Source organism: Allokutzneria sp. A3M-2-11 16 (assembly GCF_024213555.1).
Taxonomy (GTDB): Bacteria; Actinomycetota; Actinomycetes; order Mycobacteriales; family Pseudonocardiaceae; genus Allokutzneria.
On sequence record NZ_JANAVO010000001.1, the window covers coordinates 2,140,026 to 2,154,403 of the forward strand.

General features: G+C 70.5%; 12 protein-coding genes. 6 read left to right on the forward strand and 6 right to left on the reverse strand.

All coding sequences use genetic code 11. The features are described 5' to 3' along the window. Nucleotides 1-145: 145 nt before the first annotated feature. Nucleotides 146-1,408 carry a YncE family protein gene (locus NLX83_RS10610; protein ID WP_254234658.1) on the reverse strand — a complete coding sequence of 421 codons (1,263 nt, stop codon included), beginning with the start codon at nucleotides 1,406-1,408 and terminating at the stop codon, nucleotides 146-148. Between the two features lie 81 nt (nucleotides 1,409-1,489). Then, nucleotides 1,490-2,050, reverse strand: coding sequence for a bacterial proteasome activator family protein (locus NLX83_RS10615; protein WP_254234659.1), 561 nt, complete (start codon nucleotides 2,048-2,050; stop codon nucleotides 1,490-1,492). Nucleotides 2,051-2,173: 123 nt separating this feature from the next. Here NLX83_RS10615 and NLX83_RS10620 point away from each other — a divergent pair, with 123 nt between their 5' ends. Beyond that, a complete protein-coding gene (locus NLX83_RS10620; protein WP_254234660.1) occupies nucleotides 2,174-3,373 on the forward strand; it encodes a cysteine desulfurase-like protein in 1,200 nt (399 codons plus the stop codon). A gap of 20 nt (nucleotides 3,374-3,393) precedes the next feature. Beyond that, nucleotides 3,394-4,050: a class I SAM-dependent methyltransferase gene (locus NLX83_RS10625; protein WP_254234661.1), complete on the forward strand. Its 657-nt coding sequence runs from the start codon at nucleotides 3,394-3,396 to the stop codon at nucleotides 4,048-4,050. Between the two features lie 363 nt (nucleotides 4,051-4,413). Here NLX83_RS10625 and NLX83_RS10630 read toward each other — a convergent pair whose 3' ends face one another. Further along, on the reverse strand, nucleotides 4,414-5,409 hold the full coding sequence (locus NLX83_RS10630) for an NAD(P)H-quinone oxidoreductase (protein ID WP_254234662.1): 996 nt from the start codon (nucleotides 5,407-5,409) through the stop codon (nucleotides 4,414-4,416). A 227-nt stretch (nucleotides 5,410-5,636) separates the two neighbouring features. Between NLX83_RS10630 and NLX83_RS10635 the strand changes: the two genes are divergently transcribed. Further along, nucleotides 5,637-7,193, forward strand: coding sequence for a M28 family metallopeptidase (locus NLX83_RS10635; RefSeq protein WP_254234663.1), 1,557 nt, complete (start codon nucleotides 5,637-5,639; stop codon nucleotides 7,191-7,193). Between the two features lie 44 nt (nucleotides 7,194-7,237). On the opposite strand, the gene ypfJ is transcribed toward NLX83_RS10635, so the two are convergent. Further along, nucleotides 7,238-8,158: a KPN_02809 family neutral zinc metallopeptidase gene (gene ypfJ, locus NLX83_RS10640; protein ID WP_254234664.1), complete on the reverse strand. Its 921-nt coding sequence runs from the start codon at nucleotides 8,156-8,158 to the stop codon at nucleotides 7,238-7,240. 79 nt (nucleotides 8,159-8,237) lie between these two features. On the opposite strand from ypfJ, the gene NLX83_RS10645 reads away from it, so the two are divergent. The 3 genes from NLX83_RS10645 to NLX83_RS10655 are packed head-to-tail and all read left to right on the forward strand — an operon-like array spanning nucleotide 8,238 to nucleotide 11,130. Continuing rightward, the gene (locus NLX83_RS10645) at nucleotides 8,238-9,398 is read left to right on the forward strand and encodes an alpha-hydroxy-acid oxidizing protein (protein WP_254234665.1); all 1,161 of its coding nucleotides are present in this window, start codon (nucleotides 8,238-8,240) and stop codon (nucleotides 9,396-9,398) included. A gap of 44 nt (nucleotides 9,399-9,442) precedes the next feature. Then, nucleotides 9,443-10,561, forward strand: a complete 1,119-nt coding sequence (locus NLX83_RS10650; protein WP_254236167.1) for an endonuclease/exonuclease/phosphatase family protein — start codon at nucleotides 9,443-9,445, stop codon at nucleotides 10,559-10,561. After that, on the forward strand, nucleotides 10,558-11,130 hold the full coding sequence (locus tag NLX83_RS10655) for a GNAT family N-acetyltransferase (RefSeq protein ID WP_254234666.1): 573 nt from the start codon (nucleotides 10,558-10,560) through the stop codon (nucleotides 11,128-11,130). The genes NLX83_RS10650 and NLX83_RS10655 overlap by 4 nt, the downstream gene beginning before the upstream one ends. On the opposite strand, the gene NLX83_RS10660 is transcribed toward NLX83_RS10655, so the two are convergent. Both NLX83_RS10660 and NLX83_RS10665 read right to left on the reverse strand, forming a co-directional pair. Beyond that, nucleotides 11,127-12,335, reverse strand: a complete 1,209-nt coding sequence (locus tag NLX83_RS10660; protein WP_254234667.1) for an NAD(P)/FAD-dependent oxidoreductase — start codon at nucleotides 12,333-12,335, stop codon at nucleotides 11,127-11,129. The genes NLX83_RS10655 and NLX83_RS10660 overlap by 4 nt on opposite strands. Nucleotides 12,336-12,599: 264 nt before the next feature. Further along, on the reverse strand, nucleotides 12,600-14,336 hold the full coding sequence (locus NLX83_RS10665) for a bifunctional metallophosphatase/5'-nucleotidase (RefSeq protein ID WP_254234668.1): 1,737 nt from the start codon (nucleotides 14,334-14,336) through the stop codon (nucleotides 12,600-12,602). Nucleotides 14,337-14,378 lie beyond the last annotated feature (42 nt).

Here is a 14,378-nt window from a genome sequence, read left to right on the forward strand (position 1 = left end):
GGGCTCCTCCGAATTCGAGGGGTCAGGGGCAATGCTGTGTCCCCCAGTGTGCAACCCACGGCGTTTTCGCGCTTCTCCAGTGCATTCCCGGTCGGGTGGAAAAAGCGCGCGTCCCACTTCCGGCGGAACGCGCGCCCCGTCCGTGCTAGCGCCCCACGGTGTCCGCGTGGGACACCCCGGGCTCCCAGACCGCGATCGCCCCGCCCCGGTCGAGCGGGGTCGGCACGGCCAGTGACCTGGTGATCCTTCCGGCCGCGGTGTCCACAATGTCCACTCGGCCCTGGCCGCCCGCGGTCAGGAAGGCCGTCCGGCCCGCGTCGTCGAGCGCGATCTTCCGCGTCTGCGCGGCGAACGGGTCCTTCCCACCCTGTGGACCGCCGGGCAGAACCCCTAGATCAACTCGACGTGTCAGGTCGCCGAAGCCACGCCCGCTCACGTCCACCAGGGCCAGCTCGTCCCGCGCCGCGCCGTGCACCACGTACCCGGCCAGCTCGTCGGAGAGCCCGAAGCGGAACACGTAACCGCTGCCCAGTGGCGTGCGCGTGGTCCGGCCGGTGCGCACGTCGAGCAGGAACGCGTGCTCCGTCCACTTTGTCCAGTCGGGGTCGGAGGTGTCCCGCACATAGGTGACAGCGGTGTCGGCGTCATCGTGCAGCCGCAGGTAGAAGCCGCGCCCAGGTCCGCCCCACGCCGCGACCCGCTGCGCGCCGAAGTCACCCGCCCGGGTCACCTCGGTGAGGTCGACGCCGCGCTCCGTGGCGGTGATCGCCCGCCGGTGCTTGGGCGAGAACGCCTCGCCGTGCCCGTGCTCGCCGATCGCCTTGGTTGCGGCAGCGGTCAAGTGGGCGCCGCCCGCCTTGAGGACGTCGCCGAGCCGGTAGCTCTCCAGCTGTGCGGGTGCGTCGTTGCGGTGCAGGACCGTGCCGCCGTCCACCAGCACGCCCGGCTCTCCACTGTGGACGACGCCGTGGCCGGACTTGAAGGTCGTCAGGTCGACTGCGGTGAGCGTGGCGTGCCCCTCGGCGCGGTGCTCGTGGCCCTCGCTGCCCGCCACCACGGCGAAGCGGCCCGCGGCGTCCACAGCGAAGTGCGAGACCTCGCCCTCGACGGGGGCGGTTCCGACGACGCGCGGCTCAGCTCCCGCGACGTTGACCACGACGAGCTGTTTGGCCGCGTCGTCCACGAAGAGCACGCGTCCGTCGGCGAGGACGACCGTCCCCGCGTGGTCGTTGAGCTTGCGGCCGCTCAGCGTGCCCGTGACGCGTCCGGTGCGGGCGTCGAGCACGTAGACGGCGCTCGCGGCGGGATCGGCGACCAGTAATCGGGCCGGGCTCGGGGCGGCTTGCGCCGGGGTGGTGAGCGCGACCGCGCTCAGCAGCGCGGTCGCGATGGCGGAGAACGAACGCATGGCTATCGCCTCTCTGGAAGGAGTGTCCAGAGAAGACGATAACCATTTTCAACTAGAGAAGGGCTCCGCCGAACGGAGCACTCAGAGGTACTGGCCGGTTCCGCTGATCTTCGGGCCGGCCTGTTCGCCGTCCCCGCCACCGAGACCGGGCGGCAGCGCGCCCCTGCGCATCTGCTCCAGCTGCACGCGCGCCGCCATCTGCTGGGCGAACAGCGCGGTCTGGATGCCGTGGAACAACCCCTCCAGCCAGCCGACCAGCTGCGCCTGGGCGATCCGCAGCTCCGCGTCCGATGGCGTCGAGTCCTCGTCGAACGGCAGGGTCAGCCGCTCCAGCTCCTCCCGCAGCTCCGGGGCCAGCCCCTGTTCCAGCTCCTTGATCGAGGAGCGGTGGATCTCGCGGAGCCTGCTGCGGCTGGCGTCGTCGAGGGGAGCCGCGCGCACCTCCTCCAGCAGCTGTTTGATCATGGTGCCGATCCGCATCACCTTCGCCGGCTGCTCGACGAGATCGGTCACCTCGTGCTGAGCGTCGGCATCTTCGCCGTTCTGGGCGAAACCTCCGGTCGGCAGCGCGCCCATCGGGGTGCCGTCCGGTCCGATGACCACGACCCGCTGCTCGCCGTCGTTGTCGCTGGGCTGAGTCATGCCCCCATCCTGGCCCGAGCCGCCGCCGCGATGCGACCCGGCCGCGGTAACCGTCCGACTCTGCTGCGTGACGTCGCCTACCCGGCGACCACGGGACTGGACATCCTCCGTACGGTGTGTCGCATGGCGTTCGACGTCGCTCAAGTCCGTGGGCTCTTTCCTGCGCTGGGCGACGGTTGGGTGCACCTGGACACACCGGCCGGTATGCAAGTGCCAGAACAGGTGGCGACGGCGGTGTCGACGGCGTTGCGCGCCCCCGTCTCCGGTCCCGGGGGAATTTTCCCTGCCTCCCAACGGGCGGAGGCGATCGTCGAGGCCGCTCGCCGCGCCTTCGCCGACCTGGTCGGCGCCGATCCCGCCGGGGTGGTGCTCGGGCCCAGTTCCCCGGTGCTGCTGGAACGGCTCGCCGACGCGGTCGGCCAGGGCTGGCTGCTCGGTGACGAGGTCGTCGTCTCCCGCCTCGACCACCCCGGAAACGTCCTGCCGTGGCAGCGCGCCGCCCAGCGCTCCGGCTGCACGGTCCGGTGGGGCGAGGTCGACATCGAGACCTGCGAGCTGCCCGCGTGGCAGTACGACGACCTGATCAGCACGCGCACCAAGGTCGTCGCGATCACCGCGGCCTCCGGCGCTGTCGGCACCCGCCCGGACGTCCGCAAGATCGCCGACTACGCCAGGGCGGCCAACGCGCTCGTGGTGGTCGACGCCTCCGCGGCGGCCCCGTTCCTGCCGCTGGACATGACCGCGATGGGCGCCGACGTCGTCGCCGTCTCCGCGTCCGCCTGGGGCGGTCCGCCCGTGGGGGCGCTGGTGTTCCGCGACGCGAGCCTGCTCGACCGGCTGCCGTCGTGCTCGCTGGACCCGACCGCGCGCGGCCCGGAACGGCTCGAACTCGGCCCGCACGCCTACCCGCTGCTCGCGGGCGTGGTGGCTTCGGTCGACTACCTGGCCACGTTGGACGACGCCGCGATCGGGCCGCGCCGCGAACGGCTGCTGACCTCGCTCGGGTCGGTCAAGGCCTACCAGGCGGGCCTGATGGCCAGCCTCATCAACGAACTGCGGGCGCTGCGCCACGTGATGGTGATCGGCGACGCGATGCGCCGCATCCCCTCGGTGGCGTTCACCATCGCGGGCACCAAGGCGTGGGCCGCGGTCGAGCACCTCGCCGAGCGCGGTGTCTGCGCCTTCTCCGACAACGGCCAGAACGGCGTGTTCGCCGCACTCGGCGTCGGCGAGGTCGGTGGCGCCGTCCGCATCGGCCTCGCGCACTACACGAACACCGTCGAGGTCGACCAGCTCGTGCGCGCCATCGCCGAGCTGCGCTGACCCAAGAGCTGGAGGCCGGGTTGGACGAGTCGCTGCGCCGTGCGGTCGCGGACCTCAGCGCGTGGATTCGCCTGGGACCACTGCTGACCGAGTACCTGCCCTTCTCGGCGACCGCGACCCTGCGCCCCACCGGCCTGACCGCGCTGCTGGACGAGGTCCTGCTCGGCGGGCGCACGGTGCTGGTGGAGTGCGGCACCGGCCCGTCGACCATCGTGCTGGCGCGGCTGCTGGCCAGGCGCGGGTACGGGCGCCTGCTCTCGATCGACAACGACGAGCGCTGGACCACCTACGCCGAGACGCAGCTCCGCCGCGAAGGACTGCACGGCGTCGCCAAGGTGGTGCACGCGCCGTTGGCCGACAACGCCAACGGGATGCGGTGGTACTCCACGGAGATCGTCTCCCCGGCCGTCGCCGCCTACGTCGACCAGTACGGCCTGGTGGACATGCTGATCGTGGACGGACCGCCGAGCACCGACCCCGGCCGGGCGATGATCCGCTACCCCGCCCTGCCGACGCTGCGCTGGGCCATGGCGCCCGGGGCCACCCTCGTCCTCGACGACGTCGACCGCCCCGGCGAACTGACCGTGGCGGCCCGCTGGCAGGACGAGTACGACCTCCAGACCCGCTCCGATCCCTCCGGCACCCGCCTCGCCATCGCCACCCTCACCACCGAATAACCCTCACGTTTTTCCCGTTTCGTACTCATAGCGGGAATGAGAGCGCTCTATTCCACGGCTTTGAGTACGAAACGGAAAAACTACGGCCGCCACGAGGGGTGTGGGGGTCGTAGGTGTGCGTGTTGGGGAGATGGTCGCGCACGGGTGGGGTGATGATCGCGTACTGCCGGGGCGGAGTGGGCGGGTGCGGGCAGTTGTCCACAATGAGGGTAGTTGTCCACAGGTTGAGGAAAGGTGCTTTCGTGCTGGTCGAATCGTCCTGAACACTGGAAATGGGGGACCCCCTTGGCGGGGACCCCACTCCGTGGTGCGCTTGTCCACAGTAGGTGGTGGGTTGTGGACAAGCGCTGTGGAGAACTCGGGTCAGGTTGAGCGGACCACCAGGATGATCTTGCCGATGACGCCGCCCGCTTCGAGGATGCGGTGGGCGTCGCCAGCGGACTTGACCGGCAGTTTCGTGTGCACCACGGGCTGCACCTGGCCGTTCGCGATCAGCGGCCACAGGTGCTTGCGGACCTGGGCGACGATCTCGCCCTTGCCGTTGCGGCCCTCGACGGGGCGGCTGCGCAGGGCGGTCGCGAACACGGCGGCCCGCTTCGTCAGCAGGGTGCCGAGGTTGAGCTCCGACTTCACGCCGCCCTGGAGCCCGATGACGACCAGGCGGCCGTCCTGGGCGAGCACCTCGACGTTGCGCTCGAAGTACGCCGCGCCCATGTTGTCCAGCACCACGTCCGCGCCGCGGTCACCGGTGCCCTTGCGCACCGCCTCGACGAAGTCCTCGGTGCGGTAGTTCACCGCGATCTCCGCGCCGAGCTCCTTGCAGCGCTCCAGGCCGGTGTCGGTGCCCGCGGTGACGGCGACCTTCGCGCCGAGCGCGCGCCCCACCTGCACGGCGAAGGTGCCGATGCCGCCGGCGCCGCCGTGCACGAGCAGCGTCTCGCCCTCGGTCAGCCCCGCGTTCATCACCAGGTTCGACCACACGGTGCAGGCCACCTCCGGCAGGCCCGCCGCGGTCACCAGGTCCACCCCCTGGGGGACGGGGAGCAGCTGCGCGGCGGGCACCACAACCCGTTCGGCGTAGCCGCCACCGGCGAGCAGGGCGCACACCTGGTTGCCGACCTTCCAGCCGGTCACGTCCGGGCCGATGGCCATGATCGTGCCGGAGCACTCCAGGCCGAGCACCTTGGAAGCGCCGGGCGGCGGAGGGTAGAAACCCTTGCGCTGCAACAGGTCGGCGCGGTTGACCGCTGTCGCGGTCACCTCGACGAGCACCTCACCCTTTCCCGGCTTCGGGTCGGGCAGCGGCGCCCACCTGAGCACCTCGGGACCACCTGGTTCACGGATCACGATCGCCTGCATGCCGTCGACGCTATCGGCAATCGGCGCAAGCTCGTGCCACGCGCAGCGACCATCACCCGTACCGAGTCGGGATAAGACGGTTACGCGAGCGAGACGCGCTCTCCGGCAGAGGTCGGCCGGGGCGCTACGGCTGCTTGGCCTAGCCCAGAGGGCCGGATAACCCCTTGAACAGGCAGGACGCGCCAACGAGGGTGTCGCCATTGGGCGGAACTAATTCAGGAGCATGCATGCGTTCACCCCGTACGGCTCTCCGAACATCCCTGATCGCGACCGCGGTGTGCGCGGGGCTGGCGATCAGCTCCGCGTCGGCGGGCGCGATCCCCGGCCCCGCGGCCCCCGGCGGCGCGATCGACGGACCCGCGCTGGCCAAGCAGCTCGACCGCAAGGTCACCGTCGACAACGTGCACCGGCACCTGCGCGCCCTGCAGCGCGTCGCCGACGCCAACGGCGGCACCCGTGCCGCGGGCAGCAAGGGCTACGACGCCAGCGTCGACTACGTCGCCGGGAAGCTGCGCGCGGCGGGCTTCGACGTCACCACGCCGACCTTCACCTACGACCACGAGGTCATCGACGCCGGGCTGGTCGACGCGGGTGGCGTGAAGGCGGCGGCCGACCCGCTGGAGTACTCGCCGAACACCGCGGTGGGCGGTGTCAGCGGCCCGCTGGTGGTCGTGCCCGAGGACGGCACCCCCGGCTGCGAGACCAGCGACTTCGCCGGGCTCCCGGTGAGCGGCGCGGTCGTGCTGATCCGCCGCGGCGCGTGCTCGTTCGCGCAGAAGCAGCTCAACGCGGCCGGGCTCGGCGCCAAGGCCGTGGTCATCTCCGACAACAGCGACACCGGGCCGGAGGGCTGGACCCTCGGCGACGCCGCCAGCGCGAAGATCCCGACCGGCGGCGTGACCAAGGCCGAGGGCACCGCGCTCGCGGCCAAGGCGGGCACCACCACCACGGTCGACCTGCGCGTGCACATCGAGGCCAAGCCCAGCCGCAACGTGATCGCGCAGACCCGCACCGGCCGCGTCGACAACGTCGTGATGGCGGGCGCGCACCTGGACAGCGTCGAGGGCGGCGCGGGCATCAACGACAACGGCTCCGGGTCGGCGGCGCTGCTGGAGACGGCACTCCAGCTCGGCGGCACCGCGAAGGTCAAGAACGCGGTCCGGTTCGCCTGGTGGGGCGCGGAGGAGCTGGGCCTGGTCGGTTCGACCAAGTACGTCCAGGGCCTGAGCTTCGAGCAGCAGCTGGACATCGCGCTCTACCTGAACTTCGACATGGTCGGCTCGCCGAACGCGGCGTACTTCGTCTACGACGGCGACGACTCGGACAAGACCGGCGCCGGGCCAGGCCCGTACGGCTCCGCGCAGATCGAGAAGACCTTCGTCGACTACTTCGGCAACCGCGGTGTCGCCAGTGAGGGCACGGACTTCTCCGGTCGCTCCGACTACGGCGAGTTCATCGCGGTCGGCATCCCGGCCGGGGGCCTGTTCACCGGAGCCGAGGGCATCATGACCGCCGCGCAGGCCGAGAAGTGGGGCGGCCAGGCGAACGTGGCCTACGACAAGTGCTACCACCAGGCGTGCGACAACCTCGGCAACATCAACCGGGCGGCGCTGAACCGGAACTCCGGCGCGATCGCCTGGTCGGTCGGGGTCTACGCGACCAGCACGGAGGACGTGAACGGCGTTCCCTCGCGCGCGGCTCGCAAGGACGCCAGGCTCGCGGCGCTGCGCAAGGCGCCCGCGGCGAAGCTGGCCAAGCACACGCACGACCACATCACCGCCTGACCCGTCGCGGCCCCGGGTGCTCGCCCGGGGCCGCGAGGTCAGCGTCAGCCGAGGTCGTTGGTGCGGAAGGTGTCGCAGCTGCCGGGATCGCCGGTGCGCAGGCCGGTGGTGAACCACTTTTGCCGCTGCTGCGAACTGCCGTGGCTGAACTGGCTCGGGTCGACCCGCCGTCCGCCGAGCTGAGACTGGATGAAGTCGTCGCCGATCCGGCCCGCGGCGTCCAGCGCGCCGTTGATGTCCTGCTGGGTGACCTGAGTGATCAACGGCTTGCCCGAGCTGGTCGGCGTGGTCGTCGCGTGGTTCGCCCACGCGCCCGCGTAGCAGTCGGCCTGGAGTTCCAGCCGCACCGATCCGGAGGTCGGCCCGGTCGCGTTCCCGCGCACCTGGCGCGAGGTGCCGAGCAGGTTCTGCACGTGGTGCCCGTACTCGTGGGCCAGCACGTACGCCTGGGTGAAGGTGCCGCCCTGGGCGCCGAACTTCTGCCGCAGCTCGGTGAAGAAGCCGAGGTCGATGTAGACCTCGGAGTCGGCGGGGCAGTAGAACGGCCCGACGTCGGAGGTCGCGCTGCCGCAACGGGTGTTGACGCCGCCGCGGAAGAAGTTGGTCGGCACGGCCTGGTAGGTCCGCCCGGAACCGGCGAACTGCTGCTTCCAGTAGCCCTGGATCGAGTTGATCACCGCGACCAGCGCGCAGTCCTGCTTGGCGTTCGCATCCGCCCCGGTCCGGCACTCCTCGGCCAGCCTGGCGTTGTCCACCCGGCCGCCGCGCTCCACCTGGTCCAGGCCGAAGCTGGGCGCCGCCGGCAGATCCACGCCGCCGAACTGCGAGAACAGGAAGTAGAGCACCAGGCCGACGATGCCGAGCCCGCCGCCGCCGATGGCCACGCGCCCGCCGACCCCGCCGCCCGAACCGCGGAGGTCCTCCACCTGGGAGACATCCAGTTCGGCGTCCTCGTTGAACCGCACGTTGCCTCCACGGCGATGATCCCCAGAGCTGACGAAGATAGCCTTCCCTGTACCCGATGTGGCGGGTAGACATACCCCGGTGGGCCACTTCGGGGACTTCCAACAGGAGATCTACACCGACACCGGCGAGGGACTGCCGATCACCTACGACGGCATGGAGCGCGCGGCGGAGAGAGCCATGACGGCCCAGGCCTTCGCCTTCGTCGCGGGAGCCGCCGGTACCGAGCGCACCGCACGCGCCAACCTCAGCGCCTTCGACCGTTGGCGTTTGGTGCCCCGCATGCTCCGCGACGTCTCCCAGCGCGACCTGTCCACGACGCTCTTCGGTACCCCGATGGCCGCTCCCGTGCTGCTCGCACCGGTGGGGCTCAACAGCATCGTGCACGACGACGCCGAACTGGCCCCCGCCGCCGCGGCAGCTTCTCTTGGACTCGTGCACGTCGTGTCCACCTGCTCGACCACGCCGATGGAGAAGATCGCCAGCGCCGAGCCGGAAGGGCGCCGCTGGTTCCAGCTGTACTGGCCGCGCACCGACGAACTGGCGAAATCCCTTGTCACGCGGGCGGAACGGGCCGGTTACGAGGCCATCGTGCTCACCGTGGACACGAGCGCCGTGTCCTGGCGGCCACGCGACCTCGGCTACCGCAACCTGCCGTTCCACAGTGGACAGGGCATCGGCAACTACCTCACCGATCCGGTGTTCCGGGCCGGGCTCGCCGAGCCGCCGGAGTCCAGCGAGGACGCCCTCCGCGCCGCGATCGCCGAGTGGTCCCGGCAGTTCGGCAACCCCACGCTGACCTTCGCCGACCTGGCCCGGCTGAAGTCCTGGACCAATCTTCCCCTTGTGGTCAAAGGGATCTGCCACGCCGAGGACGCGCGCGCCGTGGTCGACGCCGGGGCGGACGGGATCATCGTGTCCAACCACGGCGGCCGTCAGGTGGACGGCGCGCGCGCCGCGCTGGACTGCCTGCCCGACGTCGTCGGTGCCCTTCCGAGCAAGATCCCGGTGCTCTTCGACTCCGGAATTCGTTGCGGGGCGGACGTCATGGTCGCCCTTTCCCTCGGCGCATCAGCCGTTCTCGTTGGCAGGCACTGGATCTACGGGCTCGGTGTCGCCGGACGGCAGGGCGTGGAGCACGCCATGCGCTGCCTGCTCGCCGAGTTCGACCTGATGCTCGCGCTCTCCGGTTACGCCGACCCTGCCCAGTTGGACCGCACCAGTGTGGTGCGGGAGTCCTGAGGAGTCCGAAGTTGTTCCGTCGCAGTCTCGCCGCCGCGCTCGCCATGGTGGTTCTCGCCGCCCCAACGGCCTACGCCGAGCACAAGCTCACCACCCGCTTCGCGACCTTCAACGCGTCGCTGAACCGCGCCACCGAAGGGGAACTGCTGGCGAATCTGTCCACTAAGGACGATCCGCAGGCGCGAAAGGTCGCCGAGGTCGTGCAGCGCGTTCGGCCGGACGTGTTGCTGCTCAACGAGTTCGACTACGTCTCGGGCAACCGGGCGGTGGACGCGTTCCGCCGCAACTACCTGGAAGTCGGCCAGCAGGGCGCGAAGCCGATCGAGTACCGGTACGCCTTCACCGCGCCCGTCAACACCGGCGTTCCGACCGGCGTCGACCTCAACAACGACGGCAAGATCGGTGGCGGGGACGACGCGTACGGCTTCGGGTTGTTCCCCGGGCAGTACGGGATGGTGGTGCTCTCGAAGCACCCGATCGACACCGCGGCGATCAGGACCTTCCAGAAGTTCCGCTGGGCGGACATGCCGAACCCGTTGCTGCCCAAGGACTTCTACTCCAAGCAGGCTCAGGAGATCCTGCGGCTGTCCTCGAAGTCGCACTGGGACCTGCCGATCCAGGTGGGCCGCAGGCAGGTGCACTTCCTCGTCTCGCACCCGACGCCGCCCACCTTCGACGGCCCGGAGGACCGCAACGGCAAGCGCAACCACGACGAGATCCGCTTCTGGGCCGACTACGTCAACCCCGGCAAGGACGGCTACATCTACGACGACGCCGGCAAGCGCGGCGGGCTGGCCAAGGGCCCGTTCGTGTTCGCCGGTGACCAGAACGCCGATCCGGTCGACGGGGACAGCGCCAACCTCGCGGCGAAGCTGCTCCTCAACGCGCACAAGGTGATCGACCCGATGCCGCACAGCATCGGCGCCGTCGAGGCCGCGCTCGTCCAGGGCGGCGCGAACAAGGACCAGCGCGGCCCGTCCTGGCAGGACACCGGCGACTTCAACGACAAGAGCCCCGGCAACCTGCGGATCGACTACGTGCTGCCGTCGCTGCCGCTGATCCCGGTGCGCGCCGGGGTGTTCTGGGAGCCGAGCCACTCGCCGCTCGCCCGCCTCAACGACACCTCCGACCACCACGCCGTCTGGGTGGACGTGATCGGGTGAGCGAGCGGATCGAGACCACGTGGTCGCTGGAGCAGACCGATCCGGGCAGCCTCCGCCAGGCGAAGCCGCCTGCCGAGCCGGTCGACCTGGTCCGGGTGGACGTGCCCAGCCCGGAGTTCAGCCGCTTCCTCTACACCGCGGTCGGCGGTGACTGGTACTGGACGAGTCGCCTGGGGTGGAACCACCAGCGCTGGTCGAAGTGGCTGGAGCAGCCCGGGACCGAGACCTGGGTGCTGTGGTCGCGTGGCACCCCCGCGGGGTATGTCGAGCTGGACGCCCAGCCGGAGGACCAGGTCGAGATCACCTGTTTCGGTTTGCTGCCCGGCTTTATCGGGCGGGGGCTCGGTGGGCACATGTTGTACGAGGGCGCCGTCCGCGCGTGGAACCTCGCGCAGCGCTGGCCACAGCTACAGCCGACCAAGCGCGTGTGGGTGCACACGTGCTCGTTCGACGGCCCCGCCGCGCTGGCCAACTACAAGGCGCGGGGCTTCGAGGTCTTCCGGGTCGAGGAGGCGACGATCGAGGTCGCGGACAAGCCGATCGGGCCGTGGCCTGGCGCCAGGGACTAACAGAGCCCGAGCACGGCGCGCTCGTGCTCGGTCAGCGGCGGCTCGGCGAGGCCGGTGGCGCGCGGCCTGCGCATGGCCTGCCAGAGGATCTGCGGTGCGAGCAGCCGGTTCGGCGAGCTGGTCAGTTCGAACACCGAGATCTGCGCGGCGACGATCTCCCTCGAGTCCATGGCGGCGCGTTGCAGGCGGCGGTCGTACGCCTGCACCGCGCGGTCGAGGACGGTGACGTTGGTGCCCCTGGTGCCGCGGAAACGGATGTCGTAGCGCCGCGCCATCGACCACACCGGGTTCGTCACCCGCGCGACGGCCTTCTGCGCGAGCCGTGCGGTGCTCGGCGCGATTCCTTGCTGCGCAAGCACTCCGTGCAGGGCGAGGGCACCGAACATCGCCACGGTCATCCCGTGCCCGTAGACCGGGTTGAACGAGCAGTGCGCGTCGCCGATCGCCACGAACCCCTCCGGAGCGGGGCGCAGCCGGTCGAAGTGGCGGCGGCGGTTGTTGGTGAGGTCGTAGCGGTACAGCCTGGACAGCGGCTCGGCGCGGTCGATGATCGTGTCGATGAGCGGGTTGCCGAGGCCGCGCGCGAACGCGTCGAACGCGGCGTCGTCGGACGGCGGAGCGACCCCGCGTCGACAGGTGACGGTGAGCATCCACCTGCCGTCCTCGACCGGCAGCAGCAGCGCGCCCCCGCTCGGCGTCTCGCTCGCGGGCGCACTGCTGATCAGGACTGACGGGAACGTGTTCTCCGCGCCCGGCAACGCGCGGAAGACCTTGGTCACGTAGACCAGCCCGGGATCGACGAGTTCCTCGCGGACCTGGGCGATCCCGACCTCGCGCAGCCACTTCGGCGCGTGCGAGCCGCGTCCGGTCGCGTCGACCACCAGGTCCGCGCCGAGCTCGTCGATGGCCTTGGTCTCGCGCGAGCGCAGCCGCGCCCCGGTCACCCGGCCCGCGGCCCCGGTCAGGCCGATGGCGTCGGTCGCCTGCCAGACGGTGATGCGCGGGTTCGCCAGGACCCGGGAGCGGACCTTCCAGTCCAGCAGCCGCCTGCTGACGCTGAGGAAGGACTCCATCCGGTCGTAGCGCGGCAGCCAACCGTCCGGGGTGTGGATCAGCACGTCCTCCGGGTTGCGCATCCGGCGGGCGCCCGCGTCGACCAGTTCCTCGACGATGCCGGGCAAGGCTGCCCAGCGCGGCCACACCACCGCCGGAGACCGCGTGCGTGTGCCTGCCCTGCGGCAGTCCCGCCCGGTCCTCCGGTGCTTCCGGCAGCCGGTCCCGCTCGACCACCGTGACCTCGTCCAGGTGCCGCGCCAGCACCGCCGCGGTCAGCATTCCGGCGTGTCCGCCGCCGAGGACAATTCCGTGCCGTGCTCCCATCGGCCCGAAGCTAGCGTGGCCGGGAACGCGAAAGGACGCCCTGAGAGCGTTTCCACCTACTCAGGGCGTCCTTTAGCCGACTCAGGTGACTACTTCGCGGTGATCCGGTCCGTGGCCGGGGGAGCCACGTTCGGCTTGAGCTTGAGGTAGTCGATGAACGAGTCCAGGTCGACCGCGCCACCGGTCAGCTCGGTGCCCTTGGACAGCTCGGTGAAACCGTCGCCGCCCGCCTGGAGGAAGTTGTTCACCGTCACCCGGTACTTGGTCTCCGGCAGGACCGGCTGACCGCCGACGGTGATCCCGGAGATCCTCGAGCCCGCGGCCGCCGAAGCCGTCCAGGTGTACTTCAACGTGCTGGACGGCTGGAGGATCCGCTTGATCGGGGCGCCGTCCGGTCCGGTCTGGAACTGCTGCTCCAGCACGGCCTTGAGCTGCGCCCCGGTCAGCGAGATCGTCTGCAGGATGTTGGCGAAGGGCTGCACGGTGTACGCCTCGCCGTAGGTGACCACGCCGTCGCCCTCGTTGCCCGCGGAGGACTTGAAGACCAGGTCCGCGCGCACCCCACCCGGGTTCATCAGCGCCAGCTGCGCGCCCGCGGACTTGGTGGACTCCAGCTGCGCGTCGGCGATCAGGTTGCCCAGCTGCGACTCCCCGGAGGGCGCTGCCTCGCGCATCACGTCCGCGCTGATGGTGCCGATCTTGCGGTTGGCGATCGGGGCGGCCTTGGCCTTGGCCTCGTCCACCAGCGCCTTGGTCGCCTTGTCCTCGGCCACGTCGCGGGTGACGACGTGGTTGAACGCCTTCACCGTGGACCGGTCGATGTCCCGGGTCCACCAGTCGATCTTGGCGTCCACCACGGACAGGATGCGGCCGAACGACGCGCCCTGGAGCACCGGTCGCGGCTTGCCGACCGGGTCCTTGATCGAGCACACGTACTGCTGGTGGCTGTGCCCGGTGAAGATCGCGTCGACCTTGGCGGAGGCGCGCTCCGCGATGGCCCGCGCGGGGCCGGGCGTGGTCTTGCAGTCGTTCGGACCGCCGCCCTCGGTGTTGTCACCCTGGTGCAGCAGCACGACCTGGGCTTTGACGCCGAGGCGGTCCAGCAGGTTCGCGGTCCGGTCGATCGCCTTGACCTCGTCCTCGAACTTCAGCCCCTTGACGGCCTCGGCGGAGACGACGGACGGCAGGTCCTTCAGCGGGACGCCGATGATGCCGACCGGCATCAGCCCGGAGAACTCGATCGAGAACGGCATCAGCGCGGGCAGGCCGGTCTTCTCGAAGCTCATGTTGGCGGCCAGGACCGGGAACTTGGCGCCAGGGAAAGACTTGCGGAACTGGCAACCGTCCTTGGGGTGGCAGCCGCCGTGCATCATCCGCCGCAGCTCCTGGTAACCCTCGTCCAGCTCGTGGTTGCCGAGGGCGGAGGCCTTCACGTCCAGCGAGTTCATCAGCTCGATCGACGGCTCGTCGTGGAACAACGCCGACACCGCGGGCGAACCGCCGATGTTGTCGCCAGCGGACAACACGATCGAGTCGCGCGCCTGGGCACGCAGATTCCTCAGATGGGTGGCAAGGTAGGTCGCCCCACCCGCGTCGACGGTCTTGCCGTCGGAGAGGGTGATCCGGCCCGACGAGCCGGACGGCGGCTCCAGGTTGCCGTGGAAGTCGTTGAAGGCGATCAGGCGAACATCGCTCGTCCAACCGCGCGGGGTGGCGGCGGCGGTTCCGCTCGTGCCGGCCACCAGTGCGGCCGCGGCGAGGGCGACAACCGCCACGGCGCGGCCGCGCCGTGGCTGCCGGGTCGCCGACCGGGTGGTCGTGGTCATACTTGCGTCCTCCTCCAGGCGCCTCCTGGGCGCACGGGCGAG